Annotated in this window: 20 protein-coding genes and 1 pseudogene; 12 read left to right on the top strand and 9 right to left on the bottom strand. The window is 73.3% G+C overall.

The window, feature by feature from the left end:
* Positions 1 to 202 precede the first annotated feature (202 nt).
* Positions 203 to 355, top strand: a pseudogene (locus ACZ46W_RS33170) (S41 family peptidase); the annotation flags it as partial.
* Positions 356 to 949: 594 nt separating this feature from the next.
* On the opposite strand, the gene ACZ46W_RS33175 reads toward ACZ46W_RS33170, so the two are convergent.
* The 3 genes from ACZ46W_RS33175 to ACZ46W_RS33185 all read right to left on the bottom strand — a co-directional run bounded on the left by ACZ46W_RS33175 (position 950) and on the right by ACZ46W_RS33185 (position 2,697).
* Positions 950 to 1,129 carry a hypothetical protein gene (locus tag ACZ46W_RS33175; RefSeq protein WP_468345691.1) on the bottom strand — a complete coding sequence of 60 codons (180 nt, stop codon included), beginning with the start codon at positions 1,127 to 1,129 and terminating at the stop codon, positions 950 to 952.
* 132 nt (positions 1,130 to 1,261) lie between these two features.
* The gene (locus ACZ46W_RS33180) at positions 1,262 to 2,137 is read right to left on the bottom strand and encodes an undecaprenyl-diphosphate phosphatase (RefSeq protein WP_366126519.1); all 876 of its coding nucleotides are present in this window, start codon (positions 2,135 to 2,137) and stop codon (positions 1,262 to 1,264) included.
* A gap of 104 nt (positions 2,138 to 2,241) precedes the next feature.
* Positions 2,242 to 2,697 (bottom strand): winged helix-turn-helix transcriptional regulator, encoded by a 456-nt coding sequence (locus ACZ46W_RS33185; protein ID WP_468345693.1) that lies wholly within the window; start codon positions 2,695 to 2,697, stop codon positions 2,242 to 2,244.
* A 167-nt stretch (positions 2,698 to 2,864) separates the two neighbouring features.
* On the opposite strand from ACZ46W_RS33185, the gene ACZ46W_RS33190 reads away from it, so the two are divergent.
* Positions 2,865 to 4,034: a thiolase family protein gene (locus ACZ46W_RS33190; protein WP_468345695.1), complete on the top strand. Its 1,170-nt coding sequence runs from the start codon at positions 2,865 to 2,867 to the stop codon at positions 4,032 to 4,034.
* A 4-nt stretch (positions 4,035 to 4,038) separates the two neighbouring features.
* Here the strand turns inward: ACZ46W_RS33190 and ACZ46W_RS33195 are convergent, their stop codons facing one another.
* Entirely contained in the window at positions 4,039 to 4,746 is a 708-nt protein-coding gene (locus ACZ46W_RS33195; protein WP_468345697.1) for a TVP38/TMEM64 family protein, read from the bottom strand.
* 315 nt (positions 4,747 to 5,061) lie between these two features.
* On the opposite strand from ACZ46W_RS33195, the gene tuf reads away from it, so the two are divergent.
* The gene (gene tuf / locus ACZ46W_RS33200; protein ID WP_468345699.1) at positions 5,062 to 6,231 is read left to right on the top strand and encodes an elongation factor Tu; all 1,170 of its coding nucleotides are present in this window, start codon (positions 5,062 to 5,064) and stop codon (positions 6,229 to 6,231) included.
* A gap of 95 nt (positions 6,232 to 6,326) precedes the next feature.
* Entirely contained in the window at positions 6,327 to 7,178 is an 852-nt protein-coding gene (locus ACZ46W_RS33205; RefSeq protein WP_468345701.1) for a spermidine synthase, read from the top strand.
* Here ACZ46W_RS33205 and ACZ46W_RS33210 read toward each other — a convergent pair.
* Together ACZ46W_RS33210 and ACZ46W_RS33215 are read right to left on the bottom strand one after the other, a co-directional pair.
* Entirely contained in the window at positions 7,140 to 8,453 is a 1,314-nt protein-coding gene (locus tag ACZ46W_RS33210; RefSeq protein WP_468345703.1) for an MFS transporter, read from the bottom strand. The genes ACZ46W_RS33205 and ACZ46W_RS33210 overlap by 39 nt on opposite strands.
* A 72-nt stretch (positions 8,454 to 8,525) precedes the next feature.
* Positions 8,526 to 9,614, bottom strand: coding sequence for a DUF8017 domain-containing protein (locus ACZ46W_RS33215; protein ID WP_468345705.1), 1,089 nt, complete (start codon positions 9,612 to 9,614; stop codon positions 8,526 to 8,528).
* A 105-nt stretch (positions 9,615 to 9,719) separates the two neighbouring features.
* On the opposite strand from ACZ46W_RS33215, the gene ACZ46W_RS33220 reads away from it, so the two are divergent.
* From ACZ46W_RS33220 to ACZ46W_RS33230, 3 genes are all read left to right on the top strand, one after another.
* Entirely contained in the window at positions 9,720 to 10,172 is a 453-nt protein-coding gene (locus ACZ46W_RS33220) for a DUF4442 domain-containing protein (protein WP_366126528.1), read from the top strand.
* Between the two features lie 140 nt (positions 10,173 to 10,312).
* On the top strand, positions 10,313 to 12,793 hold the full coding sequence (locus tag ACZ46W_RS33225) for a beta-glucosidase (protein WP_468345707.1): 2,481 nt from the start codon (positions 10,313 to 10,315) through the stop codon (positions 12,791 to 12,793).
* Between the two features lie 68 nt (positions 12,794 to 12,861).
* On the top strand, positions 12,862 to 13,524 hold the full coding sequence (locus ACZ46W_RS33230; RefSeq protein WP_468345709.1) for a DedA family protein: 663 nt from the start codon (positions 12,862 to 12,864) through the stop codon (positions 13,522 to 13,524).
* Positions 13,525 to 13,569: 45 nt separating this feature from the next.
* On the opposite strand, the gene ACZ46W_RS33235 is transcribed toward ACZ46W_RS33230, so the two are convergent.
* On the bottom strand, positions 13,570 to 14,100 hold the full coding sequence (locus ACZ46W_RS33235) for a gamma carbonic anhydrase family protein (protein WP_468345711.1): 531 nt from the start codon (positions 14,098 to 14,100) through the stop codon (positions 13,570 to 13,572).
* A gap of 131 nt (positions 14,101 to 14,231) precedes the next feature.
* On the opposite strand from ACZ46W_RS33235, the gene ACZ46W_RS33240 reads away from it, so the two are divergent.
* Positions 14,232 to 14,969, top strand: a complete 738-nt coding sequence (locus tag ACZ46W_RS33240) for an acyltransferase (RefSeq protein WP_468345713.1) — start codon at positions 14,232 to 14,234, stop codon at positions 14,967 to 14,969.
* On the opposite strand, the gene ACZ46W_RS33245 is transcribed toward ACZ46W_RS33240, so the two are convergent.
* On the bottom strand, positions 14,970 to 15,836 hold the full coding sequence (locus ACZ46W_RS33245; RefSeq protein ID WP_468346002.1) for an EamA family transporter: 867 nt from the start codon (positions 15,834 to 15,836) through the stop codon (positions 14,970 to 14,972).
* Positions 15,837 to 15,928: 92 nt separating this feature from the next.
* Between ACZ46W_RS33245 and ACZ46W_RS33250 the strand changes: the two genes are divergently transcribed.
* Both ACZ46W_RS33250 and ACZ46W_RS33255 read left to right on the top strand, forming a co-directional pair.
* Positions 15,929 to 16,501, top strand: coding sequence for a helix-turn-helix domain-containing protein (locus ACZ46W_RS33250; protein ID WP_468345715.1), 573 nt, complete (start codon positions 15,929 to 15,931; stop codon positions 16,499 to 16,501).
* A 44-nt stretch (positions 16,502 to 16,545) separates the two neighbouring features.
* Positions 16,546 to 17,109: a YbaK/EbsC family protein gene (locus ACZ46W_RS33255; protein ID WP_468345717.1), complete on the top strand. Its 564-nt coding sequence runs from the start codon at positions 16,546 to 16,548 to the stop codon at positions 17,107 to 17,109.
* On the opposite strand, the gene ACZ46W_RS33260 is transcribed toward ACZ46W_RS33255, so the two are convergent.
* Complete coding sequence (locus ACZ46W_RS33260; protein WP_468345719.1) at positions 17,096 to 17,509, bottom strand: CoA-binding protein; 414 nt, start codon at positions 17,507 to 17,509, stop codon at positions 17,096 to 17,098. The genes ACZ46W_RS33255 and ACZ46W_RS33260 overlap by 14 nt on opposite strands.
* 92 nt (positions 17,510 to 17,601) lie before the next feature.
* Here ACZ46W_RS33260 and ACZ46W_RS33265 point away from each other — a divergent pair, with 92 nt between their 5' ends.
* Positions 17,602 to 18,228: a YigZ family protein gene (locus ACZ46W_RS33265; protein ID WP_468345721.1), complete on the top strand. Its 627-nt coding sequence runs from the start codon at positions 17,602 to 17,604 to the stop codon at positions 18,226 to 18,228.
* Between the two features lie 78 nt (positions 18,229 to 18,306).
* Positions 18,307 to 18,669, top strand: a complete 363-nt coding sequence (locus ACZ46W_RS33270; RefSeq protein WP_468345723.1) for a J domain-containing protein — start codon at positions 18,307 to 18,309, stop codon at positions 18,667 to 18,669.
* The last annotated feature ends 9 nt before the right edge of the window (positions 18,670 to 18,678 follow it).

Genomic DNA, 18,678 nt, shown 5'->3' on the forward strand with positions numbered 1-18,678 from the left:
CATCGGGCCGCCGGTCACCCCCCCTGCCGGCGGCCCCCGCCCATGCCCCGAGCCCGGAGGACCGGGCCAGCCCGGTGCGCCAGGGCGGGCCGGGTGCGCCAGGTGATGCGCCAGGGGTGGGGTTTACCCCCGTATGAGGACGCCTGTCAGCCGGATACCGGGCCGAGGTCATGCCGGAGATCATGGTTGGTCGGAGTTCACACGCGCCCGCAACCACCCCGCGGACCCCAGCCGTTTCACCCGCCCCCAGTCGATACGTGTCCAGCCCGCACCGGGCCGGTTCCGGTACACCGGCCCGGTCGCGGTCCTCACCGGCGGCGAGACGTACAGCGCCGGCGAGACCCTCACCCAGGCGCATCCGCACGGGCAACTTCATCTGGGAGGTCACGGAGGGCACCCACAACTCGGCCTTCACGCAGGCGCTGCGGTCCCTACGGCGCCACGCCCGGTGAGGCCGAGACAACAGCGGGCGGACGCCAGGAAGCCGGTCACGTCGCAGTTCCCCACGCCGAAGGTCGGCGTCCGGGCCTGGGGGCCAAGGCCCGAAGGGCCGATTGGCGAAGGCCCAGGCCTGAGGGCGCGCGGCCGGCCAGGCCCCGGTCCTGAGGGCGCGCGCCGAGGACGCCGGGGCGCCGGGGATGCCGGGGCGCCAGGGACGGGGGGTGCCGAGGACGCCAGACGCGCCGGGGACGGGCGCGCGCCGAGGACGCCGGGGCGCCAGGGACGCCACGCCAGGGGTGGCGAGGACGCCGGGGTGCCGGGGACGCGGGGGACCGGTGGTGCCGGGGGTGCCTAGGACGTCGGGCCGCTAGGGGTACTGGGACGGGTGGGCGCCGGTGACGCCATGCCGGGCTCCGGGCACTGGGGCCGCCGAGGATGCCGGGCCGCCGACGACGTCGGGGCTCCGGCGCCGGGGGCGCCAAGGGCGGCGGGGCGTGCCCGCCTGGGCTTACGCGGCCCTCTCGACGTCGCCCTGCTGGGAGGTCCGGGCCCACTGGAGAACCAGGGCGCTGTAGATCCGCTGTTCGTCCGCCGAGAGCTGCCCGCCGGAGCGCACCCACAATTCACGGATCGCCGCGTTGAGAGCGTCGGCGTCCGGGGTGGGCAGCTCGGCAGGGGGTCTGGTCATGGCAACCAGCGTAGGCGGACGGGTCGACGATCCGGCTACTCATCGGGCCGTTTTGTGACGAAGCTCCCCCGGCCCGCGCTCCGCGTGGAGGGCCCTTCAGCCCCTGGAGCACCGGGCCGGGAAAGCGGGCGGTCAGCCGCCCGATTCGCCGGCGTGGGGGCTGAGGACACCCATCCCGACCAGGGCGAACAGCACCAGGCCGAGCAGGATCCGGTAGATCACGAACGGCATGAAGCTCTTCGTGGTGATGAACTTCATGAACCACGCGATCACCGCGTAGCCCACGCCGAAGGCGATGATCGTCGCGAAGATCGTCGGGCCCCACGACACGTGACCGCCCTCACTCGCGTCCTTCAGTTCGAAGAGGCCGGAGGCCAGCACCGCCGGAATGGCCAGCAGGAAGGAGTACCGGGCCGCCGCCTCGCGGGTGTAGCTCATCAGCAGGCCGCCGCTGATGGTGGCGCCGGACCGAGACACGCCCGGGATCAGCGCCATAGCCTGGCACATGCCGAAGATCAGGCCGTCCCTGACGCCCAGGTCCTTGAGCGTCTTGCGCTCCGGGGCGGCGCGGTGCCGGCCGCCCTCCTCGACGCGGGCCGCCAGCCGGTCGGCGATGCCGAGGACGATGCCCATCACGATCAGGGTCGTCGCGATCAGGCGCAGATCACGGAACGGGCCCTCGATGTGGTCCTTGAGCGTCACGCCCAGCACACCGATGGGGATCGAGCCCACGATGACCAGCCAGCCCATCTGGGCGTCGTGGTCGCTGCGCATCGCCTTGTTCGTCAGCGAGCGGAACCAGGCCGAGACGATCCGCGAGATGTCCTTGCGGAAGTAGATGAGTACGGCCGTCTCCGTACCGATCTGGGTGATCGCGGTGAACGCCGCGCCCGGGTCGTGCCAGCCCGCGAAGGCCGCGGTGAGACGCAGGTGGGCGCTGGAGGAGATGGGGAGGAACTCCGTCAGCCCCTGGACGAGTCCGAGGATGAGCGATTCGAACCAATTCATGGGGCTAGGGCCGTCCCGAATGTGCTCGTGCGGTCAATGGGGGCGGCCGTTGATCGACGGCCGGTCGGTGCGCAGCGTACAGCCCTTAGGTGAATGGACCGGCCTCAGCCCTCGACGGGGCCCGCCGTCGTCCAGCCGGGAGCCCGTACGTGCGGGGTCAGGCTGTCGCCCCGGGCCTCCTCGCCGCAGCGGCCGCACACCACGACCGGGGTGAGCGGAGCGCCGCAGGAGTGCTCGACCACGGTCGGCGGCTCGTCGTTGAGGTGCCGGTCGCCCCAGGCCATGAGGGTGAGCAGGACGGGGTGGAGCTCGCGTCCGGCGTCGGTGGGGTGGTACTCGAAGCGGCGCGGTCGCTCGCTGTACGGGACCTTCTCCAGGATTCCCGCGTCGACGAGGCGGCGGAGGCGGGCGGTGAGGATGTCGCGGGGGGCGCCGGTGTTGCGGGCGATCCGGTCGAAGCGGCGTACGCCCAGGAACACCTCGCGCAGCACCAGGAGCGAGTACTTCTCGCCGACGAGCGCCAGGGTGTCCGCGATCGAACAGGGGCGGGGGTCCTTCACCCGTACGTCTCCTTGATCCGCGCGGTCGCGTCAGTGGGCGGCCGGGGGCCGTCCTGAGGGCCACCCTAAAGGGTTGAGGGTTGGATTTCCCAACCCACTGCGTTACGTTACCGATGAGTCAAGGTCCAGTTTTCCAACTCACCTCCCCTGAGCGAGGAGACGTACCCATGCGCGACGCCGTCATCGTCGAGGCCGTCCGGACCCCCATCGGCAAGGGCAAGCCGAACGGAGCCCTGGCCGGAACCCACCCCGTCGAGCTGCTCTCCCACACCCTCCGCGCCCTCGTCGAGCGCAGCGGCATCGACCCCGCCCTCGTCGACGACGTCATCGGCGGCTGCGTCGACCAGGTCGGCGAGCAGGCGATGAACACCACGCGGTACGCCTGGCTCGGCGCCGGGCTGCCCGAGCACGTGCCCGCCACCACCGTCGACCGGCAGTGCGGCTCCTCCCAGCAGGCCGCCCACTTCGCCGCGCAGGGCGTGCTGTCCGGCGCGTACGACATCGTCGTGGCGTGCGGCGTCGAGTCGATGAGCCGCGTCCCGATGTGGTCCAACGTGCCGCCCGGTGCCGACCCCTTCGGCCCCGGCGTCGCCGCCCGCTACCCCGAGGGCCTGGTCCCCCAGGGCATCAGCGCCGAGCTGATCGCCGCCAAGTGGTCCATCGGGCGCACGGCCATGGACGAGTACGCGGTGATGTCGCACCGGCGCGCCGCCCGGAGCTGGGCGGACGGGTTGTTCGACGCCGAGGTGGCGCCCCTCGGGGACCTGCGGCGCGACGAGTGCGTCCGGCCCGGCACGACCACGGAGATACTGGCCGGGCTGCGGCCCGCTTACCACGACCCGGCCTTCGCCGAGCGGTTCCCGCAGATCGACTGGTCCGTCACCGCCGGAAACGCCAGCCCCATCAACGACGGCGCCTCGGCCGTGCTCATCATGGCCGGCGACACCGCCCGAAAGCTCGGCCTCCGCCCGCTCGCGCGGCTGCACAGTTGCGCCGTCACCGGTTCCGACCCGCTGCTGATGCTGACCGGCGTGATCCCCGCCACCGAGAAGGTGCTGCGCAAGGCCGGGCTCCGGCTCGACGACATCGACCTCTTCGAGGTCAACGAGGCGTTCGCCGCCGTCGTCCTCGCCTGGCAGCAGGAGACCGGCGCCGACCTCGCCCGGGTCAACGTCCACGGCGGGGCCATCGCGCTCGGCCACCCGCTGGGCGCCAGCGGCACCCGGCTGACGACCACGCTCGTCCACGCCATGCGCGAGCGCGGCGCGCGTTACGGCCTCCAGACGATGTGCGAGGCGGGCGGCCTCGCCAACGCCATGATCCTCGAAGCGGTGTAAGAACCTACCGGCCGCTGCGCAGGCGGTGCCGCTTGCACCAGGCGACCAACGCCGCGCCCAACCCGCTCAGCACGATGAACCCCATCGCGAACAGGAAGGCGGGCGAGGTCGGCGACGCCGCCTCGCTCCCCGCCACCACGTACGCCGCCGTGTTCGGCACCGACCCGAGCCCGGTGGCCAGCAGGAAGGGCAGATACCCCATCTTCGACACGGCCGCGCAGTAGTTGGCGGCGGCGAACGGCACGCCCGGGAACAGCCGGATCGCCAGCATCGAACGGAACCCGTGCCGGCTCAACTGCCCGTCCGCCGCCTTCAGCCACCGCCCCCGCACCAGCGGCCGCAGCGCGTCCTGCCCCAGCACCCGCCCGAGCGTGAACGCGATCCCCGCACCCAGCACCGTCCCGGCGATCGCCGCGGCGAGCCCCGCCTGCGAGCCGAACAGCGCGCCCGCCGCCAGGTTCAGGATCGGCCTCGGCACGAACGCGGCCGTGCACAGCCCGTAGGCCAGCGCGAACAGCACCACGGAGGCCGCGCCGTTCACCTGCGGCGGCCAGCCCGCCGACAGCAGCCGCTGCGGCTCGTAGAGCACCACCGTCACCGCCGCGGACGCGAGGACCGCGAGGAGCAGCGACAGCCGCGACCAGGGCGACAGGAGGGCCCGGGAGCAGCGGACGGCGAGACCGGCCTGGGGCCTGGTGACGGGGTCGAGCATCCGGGGAGACTAACCGACGGCGCCCGGTGATCGCCGTAACGTCCGCCTCACCCCGTCCGCCCGCACCGGAAATTCGGTCGACGCGCCCGCCCGCGCCACGCCATGATCAAGGCATGTTCCGGTACGCCTTCCACGCAGCGCCGTCCGCAGTCGCGGACGCGCCGAAGGCTGCCGCATTCGCCTTCCCCGCCGTTCTCGACGGCGCCCGAAGCTGACCCTTCCCGGATCGTCCGGCGGACCCCACAGGGGGAGGGTCGGCAAGGCCCAGGGGTCCCCGTTCCACGCTTCGAGTTCCGGGAAGGAACCGCCACAGCCATGCCCAAGACGGCATACGTGCGCACCAAGCCGCACCTCAACATCGGCACCATGGGCCACGTCGACCACGGCAAGACCACTCTGACCGCCGCCATCACCAAGGTCCTCAGCGAGCGCGGGACCGGGACGTTCGTTCCCTTCGACCGGATCGACCGCGCTCCCGAGGAGGCCCAGCGCGGCATCACCATCAACATCGCGCACGTCGAGTACGAGACCGACACCCGCCACTACGCGCACGTCGACATGCCCGGCCACGCCGACTACGTCAAGAACATGGTCACCGGGGCCGCGCAGCTCGACGGGGCGATCCTCGTCGTCTCCGCGCTCGACGGGATCATGCCGCAGACCGCCGAGCACGTCCTGCTCGCCCGCCAGGTCGGCGTCGACCACATCGTGGTCGCGCTCAACAAGGCCGACGCGGGCGACGACGAACTCACCGACCTCGTCGAGCTGGAGGTGCGGGAGCTGCTCACCGCACACGGGTACGGCGGCGACGCGATCCCCGTCGTACGGGTGTCGGGGCTGAAGGCCCTGGAGGGCGACCCGCGCTGGACCGGCGCCATCGAGGCGCTGCTGGACGCCGTGGACACCTACGTGCCCATGCCGGTGCGGTACGTGGACGCGCCGTTCCTCCTGCCGGTCGAGAACGTGCTCACGATCACCGGCCGGGGCACGGTCGTCACCGGTGCCGTCGAGCGCGGCACGGTGCGGATCGGGGACCGGGTGGAGGTGCTCGGGGCGGAGACCGAGACGGTCGTCACCGGCCTGGAGACCTTCGGCAAGCCGATGGACTCCGCCCAGGCCGGCGACAACGTGGCGCTGCTGCTGCGCGGTGTGCCACGGGACGCGGTGCGCCGCGGCCACGTCGTGGCGGCGCCCGGCAGCGTCGTGCCGCGCCGCCGCTTCACCGCCCGGGTGTACGTCCTGTCGGCGCGCGAGGGCGGCCGCACCACGCCCGTGGCGACCGGGTACCGGCCGCAGTTCTACATCCGCACCGCGGACGTCGTCGGCGACGTCGACCTCGGCGAGGCGGCCGTCGCGCGCCCCGGCGACACGGTCACCATGACCGTCGAGCTGGGCCGTGACGTCCCGCTGGAGCCGGGCCTCGGCTTCGCGATCCGCGAGGGCGGCCGCACCGTCGGCGCCGGAACGGTGACCGAGGTCCTCTGACGCGCGCCGCCAGCCCCCGCCGGGTCAACACCCCGGCGGGGGCAGCCCGCTCCCCCGCGCGGAGGCCGCCGCCGCCGTATGGGCACAATGAAGCGGTGACCGAGCCCCTGCCCGTACTCCGTGAGGTCGACCACGGCACCGCGAAGCTCATGCCCGACGTCGACCGCGCCCGGGCCTGGCTGCTGACGATCGACGGCGCGCCGCAGTCGTACGTCGACCTCGACGACCCGACGCACCTGGAGTTCGAGTACGCGCGCCGGCTCGCCCACGCCGTGGACTGCGCGGCACCGGCGCCCGAGGGGGAGCCGCTCGACGTCCTGCACCTGGGCGGCGGGGCGCTCACCCTGCCCCGGCGGCTGGCCGTGACGCGGCCCGGCTCCCGGCAGGACGTCGTCGAGGCGGACCGGGGACTCATCGCGCTGGTGGCCGAGCACCTGCCGCTGCCGCCCGGCTCCGGGATCACCGTGCACGGCGCGGACGCGCGGGCCTGGCTGGAGGCGGCGCCCGAGAGGTCGGCGGACGTGATCGTCGCGGACGTCTTCGGCGGGTCGCGCGTCCCCGCGCACCTGACGTCCCTGGCGTACGCGGGGGCGGCGGAGCGGGTGCTGCGACCGGACGGGGTCTACGTGGCCAACCTGGCGGACGGCGCGCCCTTCGCGTTCCTCCGCTCCCAGCTCGCCACCTTCGCCGCCGTGTTCGAGCACCTCGCGCTGGTCGCCGAGCCCGCCGTGCTGCGCGGCCGGCGGTTCGGCAACGCCGTGCTCGTCGCCGCGCACCGGGAGATCGACACCGCGCGGCTGGCCCGGCGGACCGCCGCCGACGCCTTCCCCGCGCGCGTGGAGCACGGTCCGTCGCTGGCCCGGTTCATGGGCGACGCGCGACCCGTGCGGGACGAGGACGCCGTCGCGTCACCCGAGCCGCCCGACGGGGCCTTCGGCATCGGCTGACCCCCGGGCCGCCGGCTGCGCGGTGACCTCCTTCGTACGCCGCGTCAGATTCCGTACGTCGGGCACCAGCAGCACCAGCGCCGTCATCAGCACCACCAGCGCCGCGCACCCCCACAGGGCCTGCGACCGCCCGAACGCGCTCTCCACCGGACCCGCCAGCGCCGTCGACAGCGGCAGCATCGCGGTCGAACCGAACCAGTCGTACGCCGAGACCCGCGACAGCTTGTCCTCCGGGATCTCCTGGTGCAGCGCCGTCATCCACGCGACGCCGAACACCTCCAGCGTGACGCCGCAGACGAACATGGCCGCGATCAGCCCGCCCACCGGGAGCGGCACGGCCAGCGCGGCGGACGGCAGCGCCAGCGGGAAGACGCACAGCGTGCCGACGAGGAGCATCCGGCGCGGTTTCCAGCGCATCGACAGCAGCGCGCCGCACACGGTCCCCGCGCCGAACGCCGCGAGCGCCAGGCCCCAGGGCCGCGCGCCGCCCAGCTCCTCCTTGGCGACCAGCGGCCCGTACACGGACTCGGTCGCGCCGACCACCGCCACCACGACGGAGAACTGCGCCACGATCGACCACAGCCAGGGGCGCCCCGTGAACTCCTTCCAGCCGTCCCGCAGATCGGCCAGCAGCCCGCCCCCGGCCTCCCGCTCCGCGATGTGGCTGACGTCCAGGAAGGCGCGCAGCGCGCCCGCCACGGCGAACGCCGCCGCGTCGACGGCGAGCACCCAGCCGGGCCCGAGCGCCGCGATCATCGCACCGCCGAGCGCCGCGCCGCCGATGCTCGCGCCGTTCATGGCCATCCGGAACAACGCGAAGGCGCGGCTGGCCTGTTCGCCGCTCACGCTGGACATGAGCATGCCCTCGGCGGCCGGGTTGAAGAAGGCCTGCCCGGTGCCGCACAGGGCGGTGAGCAGCATCATCTGCCACAACTGCGGTTCGCCCGCCAGGACCAGGACGGCGAAGACCGCCTGCGAGGCGCAGTTGAGGGCGTTGGCGGCCACCATGACCCGGTGGCGGGGCAGCCGGTCGGCGATCGCCCCGCCGATGAGCAGGAACAGCACGAGCGGGAGAGTCCGGGCCGCGGCGACCAGGCCCACGTCGCCGCCGTCACCGCCGGCCTCCAGGACCGCGAACGCCGCCGCGATCAGCGCACCATGGGTGCCCAGGTTGGTCACGACCGCGGCGGCGGTCAGCAGCGTGTAATTGCGCCCGGCCCACTCGGGGCGCCGGGGGCGGAGGCGCCGGCGGGGCGCGGCGGCGGGAGTACTCACTCCCGGACTATCCCCGCCGACACGCCCCCGTGCCAACCGGATTTCGGTGCGGGGACCGGCCCGGACGGCCCGTCAGGAGCCGCCCTCGGCCAGCCGTACCGTGGCGAGGATCTTCTGGATGGTGGCGTCGTCCACCTCGTCCGGGATGCCGGCGTTGGCGTACAGCACCCAGCTCACGAAGTCACCCTTGGAGTTCTTGAAGGAGAAGGCGATGGACTTGCCGTCGGTGTCGCACTTGCCCTCCTTCTTGGTGTTCAGGGCGGTCGCCGTGGCGACGTGCCCGGTCAGCCCGGAGGTGGTCGTGTACGGCTTGGCCTTGGTCACCTTGACCGTGCCCTTGGGCTCGGTCTGGGCGTAGCCCGCCCACACCCAGTTGCCCGCCTCGTTGTAGGCCGCCTCCGCGGTGTTCTTGGCACCCTGGCCGCCCTTGGTGCCGACCATGGCCAGGCCGTGCTCCTCCTGGCGGCCGTCCTTGTTGGCGTCCTCGGTGCACCACTTGCTCTTGTACTCGGCCGGCGCGGACATCATGACGACGGAGCTGCCGTCGCCCTTCTTCTCGTCCTCGAAGCCGACGCTGGTCCCCGCGCCGACGACCTCCCAGTCGGCGGGCACGTCGAACTGGGCGCTGCGCTTGGGGTTGAAGACGACCTTCCAGCCCGGGATGGTCGGCTTGGCCTCGCCCGCCGCGTCGCGCGGGTTGTCGGCCGGGGACGGGGAGGTCTCGGCGGGCGTGGAGGCGCTCTGGGAGGGCTTGGAGTCCCCGCCCGCCGTCGTCTTGTTGTCGTCGTCCTTGTCCAGCACCAGGAAGCCGGTGACACCGGCGGCGACGACCACGGCGGTCGCCGCGGCGATGGCGACGATGGTCGTCTTCCGCTTGTCGTCGGCGTTCCGCGGCGGAGGCACGGGCGCGCCGGGCTGGCCGGGCACCGCGTACTGCGGCACGGTCGGCTGCTGGTACGGGTTCGGCTGCGCGTAGCCCGGCTGCGGCACCGGCTGCTGGCCGGAATGCGGCGGGAAGCCGGGCTGCTGCGGCGGAGCGCTCGGCGGCGGCGGAGTGCCGGGCTGCTGGTACGGGTTGGGCTGTGCGTACCCCGGCTGCTGGTACGGGTTCTGGTCCTGCGGGTTCTGCTCGCCCCCGGGCGGCTGCTGTCCTGGCCACATGGCGAGTAACCATAGAGGGGCGTCGTGACGGGTGCCACGCCCGCCCCCATGACCAGGGGCCCGCGAAGACTTCCCGCGCTTGCTACTGCCTGGTAACTTCGGGGTATGTCCGAGACCCTGCCGAACATCGGCGACATGCTGCTGGCCACCGTCCCCATGGCCAAGACCCTGAACCTGGAGGTCGTCGAGGCGACCGCCGAGCGTGCCGTGCTCCGCCTCCCCGATCAGGGCGCCTTCCACAACCACGTCGGCGGCCCGCACGCGGGCGCGATGTTCACGCTGGGCGAGTCCGCCAGCGGCGCCATCGTCATCGGCGCGTTCGGCGACCAGATGAACCGGGCCGTGCCCCTCGCCGTCAAGGCCGAGATCGGCTACAAGAAGCTCGCGATGGGCCCCGTCACCGCCACCGCCACGCTCGGCCGCACCAAGGCGGAGGTCGTCGCCGAACTGGACGCCGGACAGCGCCCCGAGTTCCCCGTGAACATCGAGATCACGCGCGAGGACGGCGCCGTGACGGGCGAGATGACCATCATCTGGACCCTGCGTCCCAACGCCTGACGGACACGTCGGCACAAGCCACGCGCGCGTGGTCGGACGCGCGTGTGACGGCCGCCCCCGCACCCCTCTTCGGGTGTGGGGGCGGCCCCGTCTGACGGCATGTCACGCACAAGGGCCCGTTCGGTGCGCATAGTGCGCGTATGTCAGAACTGTCGGAAAACGTCTCACGGCGGACCACGCTCCGCCTGCTCACCGGAGCCGCCGCCGCGGCGGCGGCCGCCACCGGACCGACCCCCGCCCAGGCCCCCGCCCAGGCCGCCGCCCCGCCCGCCACCGGCGGCCGCGTCGACGACCTGCTCGCCCGGCTCACCCTCGACGAGAAGCTCACCCTCCTCCACGGCGCCAAGGACCCCAGCGGCCTCGGCCAGGCCGGCTGGATCCCCGGCGTACCCAGGCTCGGCATCCCGCCCCTCCGGCTCGCCGACGGCCCCGCCGGCGTACGCGTCCGCGCCCACGCCACCGCCCTGCCCGCCCCCGTGATGCTGGCCAGCGCCTTCGACCCCGCCCTCGCCCGCGAGTACGGCCGGGTCATCGGCCACGAGGGCCGGGCGCTCGGACAGGACGTCCTGCTGTCCCCCATGGTCAACCTCATCCGCACCCCCTACGCCGGACGGAACTTCGAGACCTTCAGCGAAGACCCGCTCCTCACCTCCGACCTCGTCGCCGAGGAGATCCGCGGCATCCAGGACGAGGGCCTCATCGCCACCGTCAAGCACTTCGCCCTCAACAACCAGGAGAAGGACCGCACCACCGTCGACGTACGCATCGGCGAACAGGCCCTGCACGAGACCGAACTGCGTGGCTTCGAGGCCGCCGTCGGCGCCGGCACCGGAGCGGTGATGGGCGCCTACAACAAGGTCGACGGCGTCCACGCGTGCGAGAACCGGGCCCTGCTCACCGGCATCCTGCGCGAGACATGGGGCTTCGACGGCTGGGTGATGAGCGACTGGGACGCCACCCACAGCACCGTCCCGTCCCTCACCGCCGGCCTCGACATGGAGATGCCCGCCGGCCGCTGGTACGGCGACGCCCTCCGGCGCGCCGTACGGGACGGCGCCGTCCCCGAGGCCGCCGTCGACCGCTCCGTACGCCGCATCCTCCACGTCATGGGCCGCTTCGGCCTCCTCGACGGCACCGCCCCCGCCCGCCCCGCCACCCGCGACCGGGAAGCCGGGGCGCGCCTCGCCCACCGCGTCGCCGTCGCGGGCGCCACCCTGCTGCGCAACGAGCACGCCACACTGCCCCTCACCGGGCCCGCCGCCCGCTCCCTCGCCGTGATCGGCCCCACCGCCACCGTCCCGTTCGTCAGCGGCGGCGGCAGCGCCCACGTCGTCCCCGACCGGGCCGCCAGCCCGCTCGACGCCATCACCGCCCGCGCCGGCGACGCCGCCCGCGTCACCCACGCCCTCGGCGAGGACCTCTACGGCAAGCCCCTGCCCGTCCGCGGCGCGTCCCTCGACGGACAGCGCGTACGCCCCGGCAGGACGTACACCTACGAGGGGACCCTCGACGTCGACGACCCCGACGAGTGGACCTTCGTCGTCCACTACGGCGGCGAACGCCCCAAGGTCTCCGTGGACGGCACCGAACTCTTCGCCCTCCAGGACCGGGAGGCCGAACTCTTCGCCGGCTTCGGCCTCGTCTCCACCGCCCCCGACGGCCTCAAGGTCCGCCGCCGCACCCTCGCCCTCACCGCCGGCCGCCACACCCTCCGCGTCACCGCCACCGGCGGCGCCCACGGGCAGCTCTTCCGGCTGCGCCGCATCACCGCCGCCACGCGCGCCGCCGATGTCGCCGAAGCGGTACGCGCGGCCCGCGCCGCGCACAGCGTGGTGCTGTTCGCCTACGAGGACGCCGCCGAGGGCCGCGACCGCACCACGCTCGCCCTGCCGGGCCACCAGGAGGCGCTCATCGGCGCCGTGACCGCCGCCAACCCCCGCACCACGGTCGTCCTCAACACCTCGTCCGCCGTCACCATGCCGTGGCTGGACCGCACGGGCGCCGTGCTCCAGATGTACTACCCGGGTCAGGAAGGCGCCGCCGCGACCACCGCCGTGCTCTTCGGGGACACCGACCCCGGCGGCCGCCTCACCCAGACCTTCCCGGTCTCCGACACCCGCCACCCCATGGCCGGCGACCCGCGCCGCTACCCCGGCACCGGAGGGGTCCAGGAGTACTCCGAGGGCGTCCGCACCGGCTACCGCTGGTACGACGCGGAGGGTGTCGAGCCGCTGTTCCCCTTCGGTCACGGCCTGTCGTACACCACCTTCGCGTACACCGGGCTCGCCGTGACGCCCGCGCCCGGTGGCGGCCTCACGGCGCGGTTCACCGTCCGCAACACCGGACGGCGCACCGGCGTCACCGTCCCCCAGCTCTACGTCGGGCCGTCGCCGGACCTGACGCTGGACCAGCCGGCCCGCGCACTGGCCGGCTACCGGCGCGTCGAACTGCGGCCCGGCCAGTTCCGCCACGTCACCGTGCCCATCGCCGCCCGGACCCTGTCCTCCTGGGACCCGGCCCGCCACGCCTGGGTCCTCGGGACGGGCACCCGCACCGTCCGGCTGGGCACCTCCGCGCGCGACGTGAGGCTCACCGCTCGGGCGACGGTCCTCCCACTCTGACCAGGTAGGCTGCCCGGCGTGCGCGCCGCACACCGGGCAGCACGGAGACGACGACGGAGGAACCGGCTTTGCACGTCCAGGAGTGGCTCGAGACCGTCCCCGCGGTCAGCATCTACATCCTGGTGGGGGTGGTGATCGGGCTGGAGAGCCTCGGCATCCCGCTGCCGGGCGAGATCGTCCTCGTCAGCTCCGCGCTCCTCGCGTCCCAGCACGGTGACATCAACCCATGGGTACTGGGCGCGTGCGCCACGGCGGGCGCGATCGTCGGCGACTCGATCGGCTACGCGATCGGCCGCAAGGGCGGCCGGCCGCTGCTGGCCTGGCTGGGGCAGAAGTTCCCCAAGCACTTCAGCGAGGCCAACATCGCGATGGCGGAGCGGTCCTTCGAGAAGTGGGGCATGTGGGCCGTCTTCTTCGGCCGGTTCGTGGCGCTGCTGCGGATCTTCGCCGGGCCGCTGGCGGGTGTGCTGCGCATGCCGTACTGGAAGTTCGCCATCGCCAACGTCTTCGGCGGCATCCTCTGGGCGGGCGGCACCACGGCCGTCATCTACTCGGTCGGCGTGGTGGCCGAGGCGTGGCTCAAGCGCTTCTCCTGGCTGGGCCTGGTCCTGGCGGTCCTGGTGGGCCTGACGTCGATGCTGATCCTCAAGAACCGCGCGAAGAAGGCGGCGGCCCGGACGTCCGCCGCCCCTGCCCCGTCCCCCGAACCGGTCGGCGCGACGGCGGACTGACCCACAACGGGGGGCACCCCGCGCCGGCCCGCCCAAGCAAACGCGTCAGTCCTTGTGCGCCTCGCCGTGCGCGCGCGCCAGCTCCAGGTACATCGCGGCGTTCAGCTTGATGCCCTCCCGTTCCTCGTCCGTCAGCTCCCGCTTGACCTTGGCGGGTACGCCCGCGACCAGGGAGCCCGGCGGGACGCGCATGCCCTGGGGGACGAGCGCTTGGGCGGCGATCAGCGAGCCGGCGCCGATGTGGGCGCCGTTGAGGACGGTGGCGCCCATGCCGACCAGGACGTCGTCCTCGACCGTGCACCCGTGCAGGACCGCGTTGTGGCCGACCGAGACGCGCTCGCCGACCGTGACCGGGAAGCCCGGATCGACGTGCACGGTGCAGTTGTCCTGCACGTTGGAGCCGGCGCCCAGGACGATGGGCCCGCAGTCGGCGCGCAGCACCGCGTGGTACCAGACGCTCGACCCCGCCGCCATGGTCACCTCGCCGACCACCACGGACGTCGGCGCGGCGAACGCCTCCGGGTGCACGTCCGGCTCCTTGCCGCCCACCCCGGTGATCAACGCCCGGTCTGTCATCGCCTGCTCCTCACGTTCAACACGTCGCGCCAGGGGAACGTTAAGCGACGGCCGCCCGGGCGGCGACGGTGGGGCGAACATCACAGGGCGCGGCGCCGGTCGGTCATGACCAGGACGATTACCGTGTCGGGGTGCCGAAGAACAGAAACACGTTCTCATCCCTGGCCGCGTGGCGCCGCCGGGTGCTCAGCCGTGCCGTGCACGGCGGCTGGCGCTGGGTGCAGGAGACCGGTGCCGTCACCGCCGAGCGACCCGGACGGCTGCGGTTCCGACGGCTCGGCCCCGGCACTCGGCTGGCGTTCCCGCAGGGCACCGTGTTCGGCGAGGAGTGGATCGAGCTGGGCGACCACTGCATCATCGCCGAGCAGGTGACGCTGACCGCCGGGATGATGCCCGGGCTCGACCTGGGTCCCGAGCCGATCCTGACCCTCGGCAACGGCGTCGTCCTCGGGCGCGGCAGTCATGTCATCGCCGACGCGGCGGTGACCATCGGCGCGGACACCTTCTGCGGCCCGTACGTCTACATCACCTCGACCAACCACAGTTACGACGACCCCCACGAGCCGGTCGGCCGGCAGTGGCCGCGCTCCGAACCGGTGGAGATAGGCCCCGGCTGCTGGCTCGGCACCGGCGCGGTGATCCTGCCCGGCGCCCGACTGGGGCGGAACGTGGTGGTCGCCGCGGGCGCCGTCGTACGCGGCGAGGTCCCCGACCACGCGGTGGTGGCCGGGGCGCCGGCCCGGGTCGTACGCCGCTGGGACGCCGAGAGCGGCTGGCAGCCGCCGCTGCGCACGCCCGCCCCCGTACCCGTACCGGAAGGCGTGACGCCCCAGCAGCTCATCGCGCTGGGCGAGCTGGACAAGGCCTGATCAACCGGCCGCCAACAGCACCGTCCCGACCAGCGCCAGCCCCGCGCCCGCGGCCTGCACCGCCCGCAGCCGCTCCTTGAGCACGCCCCGCGCGGCGAGCGCCGTCACCACCGGGTAGAGGCTGGCGAGCACGGCGGCCACGGTGACCGGGCCGTTCTGCGCGGCGATCGAGTACGTGCCGTTGGCGGCGACGTCCGCGAGGCCGACGAACGCCAGAGCGGGCAGGGCCGCCCATACGACCCGCGGCCCGCCGTCCGACGGCAGGGCGCGCCCGCCGCGCTTGACCGAGACCCACAGCGCCGCGCCGCCCACCGCGACGTTGGTGACGCGCTGGACGAACAGTGCCAGGAACAGCCCGGTGAGGGTGGTGGACGCCTCGGAGATCAGGGCCATCACCGAGCCGAACCCGAACGCCGCGACCAGCGTGAGCACCACCGCCTGCCGCTGCACGGGCGCCCCGCGCAGCTCAGGACCGCCCGCCAGTACCACGCCCACGATCGCCACGCCGATCCCCGCGAACTGGAGCACCCCCGGCCGGTCGCCGACCAGCAGGCCGACCGACACGGGGACGACCACGCCGAGCGAGCCGAGCGGCGAGACCACGCCCATCGGGCCGAGGGCGAGCGCCTTGTAGAAGGCGAGCATGGCCGCCGGTCCGACGACCCCGGCCGCCACCGCGTACCAGAGCTCCCCTCCCGCCTCGCTCCAGCCACCGGTCGCGATGACGACGGCGCCGAGCACGAGGACCGCGAGCGTCTGGGACACCACGACGACCGTCAGTGCGGGCATGCGCCGGGTGAGCAGCCCGCCGCCGAAGTCGGCCAGCCCCCACAGGAGGCTGGTGGCCAGGGCGAACAGTGCTGTCATGGCATCCTCGCAGTACAGTGCGGTGAACATGTGGGTGCACCACACCGTAGTGCAGTCCATTGAACTCTGTCATCCAGAATATTGGACGGAATGTGACGGACCTCGACCAGCTCACGCAGTCCCTCGCCCGCAACCTCAAGCGCTGGCGCGGCGAACGCGGCTTCACGCTCGACGCGCTCGCCGCCCGCGCGGGCGTCAGCCGCGGCATGATCATCCAGATCGAGCAGGCCCGTACGAACCCCAGCGTCGGCACCACCGTCAAGCTCGCCGACGCGCTGGGCATCTCCATCACGACGCTCCTCGACTACGAGCAGGGCCCCCACGTGCGGCTCGTGCCCGGGGAACAGGCGGTACGGATGTGGTCCACCGACAAGGGCAGCCACACCACCCTGCTGGTCGGCACCGAGGCGCGCGGCCCCCTGGAGCTGTGGTCCTGGACGCTGATGCCGGGCGACGCCAGCGTCTCCGACCCCCACCCCGACGGCACCACCGAACTGCTCCACGTCACGGCCGGAGAGCTCACCCTGGTCGTCGACGGCGTCAACCACCAGGTGCCGGCCGGAACCTCCGCCGTCTTCGAGTCCAACGTCCCGCACGCCTACCGCAACGACGGCGAGGAACCGGTCGAGATGACCATGGCGGTCTCCATCCCGCCCGTACGCTGAGACGGCCAACCGGCCCTGCGGGCGGCGCTGTTAGCGTGACGCGCATGCGCGCACCCATCGGAGACTTCGACCACGCCCGCCCCGTCCCCGACTGCCTCGACCAGCTCACCGCACCCGTCGCCGACGCCGTGCGGGCATGGCGGGGGGCCGTGCCGGCCGACCAACTGCTGTACGTCGACACCGACCCCGCCATCGCCGACACCGCCGTCTTCGTCGAGCACCACGGCCGCGACCTGCTGGACGCCTCCGCCAACTGCGTCGTCGTGGCCGGCAAGCGCGGCGGCGAGAGCACGCTCGCGGCATGCCTCGTCCTCTCCAGCACCCGGGTCGACGTCAACGGCGCCGTGCGCCGGCAACTCGGTGCCCGCAAGGCGTCCTTCGCGCCCATGGACACGGCGACCGGCGAGACCGGCATGGAGTACGGGGGCATCACCCCGATCGGGTTGCCCGCGGACTGGCCGCTGCTCGTCGACTCGGCCGTCGTCGACACCGAGTGGGTCCTGATCGGCAGCGGCCGGCGCCGGGGCAAGCTGATCGTGCCCGGCAAGACCTTCGCGGAACTGCCGGGCGCGGTCGTCCTCGACGGCCTCGGCGTCAGCGCGGGCTGAGCAGCGGGATCTCGATCGCCGGGCAGCGGTCCATCACCATGTCCACACCGGCCGCCCGCGTCCGCTCGTACGCCGCCTCGTCGATCACGCCGAGCTGGAACCACACCGCCTTGGCGCCCTTCGCCACCGCCTCGTCGGCGATGGCCCCCGCCAGATGGCTGTTGACGAACACGTCCACGACGTCCACGGGGAAGGGGATGTCCGCGAGGGTGGCGTACCCCTGCTCCCCGTGGACCGTCTCGGCCTTGGGGTGCACGGGCACGACGCGCTTGCCGAAGCGCTGGAGGACGGCGGCCACACCGTAGGCGGCACGGGCCCGGTTGCCGGACAGCCCCACCACCGCCCACGTGTCCCCGGACTCGGTCAGGATCTTCTCGATGGTCTCCGTCTCGCTGGGCACGCTGCCTCCTGTGCGTAAGGTCGTCGTCTCCCTGCGCCAACGGCCACCCTCCACCGGAGATTCCCGCGCACGTGTGCGCATAGGGTGGCGGGATGCAGGAGCAGTACCGGACGGTCGCCCGCGAGGGCGTGCACGAGACCGAGATCAACCGATCGCGCTTCATCTGCGCCCTCGCGCCCGCCGCGACCGAGCAGGAGGCGCAGGACTTCGTCGCACGCGTCCGCAAGGAGCACCCGACCGCCACCCACAACTGCTTCGCGTACGTGATCGGCGCCGACGCCGCCGTACAGAAGGCCAGCGACGACGGCGAACCGGGCGGCACGGCCGGCGTGCCCATGCTCCAGATGCTGATGCGCCGCGAGGTGCGGTACGTGGCCGCCGTCGTCACGCGCTACTACGGCGGCGTGAAACTCGGCGCGGGCGGGCTCATCCGGGCGTACGGCGGCGTGGTGGGGGAGGCGCTCGACGCGCTCGGCACCCTCACGCGGCAGCGGTTCCGGCTCGCCACCGTCACGGTCGACCACCAGCGGGCCGGCAAGCTGGAGAACGACCTGCGGGCGACCGGCCGGACCGTGCGGGACGTCCGGTACGCCGAGGCCGTCACCATCGAGGTCGGCCTGCCCGACGCCGACGTCGGCGCCTTTGGCGCCTGGCTCGCGGACGCGACGGCCGGGACCGCCCGACTGGAGCTCGGCGGCGAGGCGTACGGGGACGCATAACACTCCAAACCGGGGCGGCTTGACACGCGCCTGACGACGTTCTATGCACATTTGGAGGACGTCAGTGAGGTGAGAACCGTGGCGGGCCCGGACCACTACGCGGTACTCGGGGTGGAGCCGAAGGCGTCGGCCGAACAGATCGCCTCCGCCTACCGGAGGCGCGTGCGCGCCCTGCACCCCGACGCCCACCCGGACCGCGGCGACGCGGAGCGCTCGGCCGCCCGTGAGCAACTGGACGACGTGGTGGCGGCCTACGGCACTCTGCGCGACCCGGCCCGACGGGCCGCGTACGACGACGCCCGGCGCGCGCGCCGGGGCGCCACCCGGCGCGTTCCCGTCGACGGGCTGCTGCGGGCCGGGCCGACCCGCGTGGAACCCGCGGAGCCACGGGCGGGCCGCCGCACGGTCCTGGACCTGCTGTGGGAGTGGACGGTGAGCTGAGGAGACGGC

This window comes from Streptomyces sp. NPDC031064 (assembly GCF_055570965.1).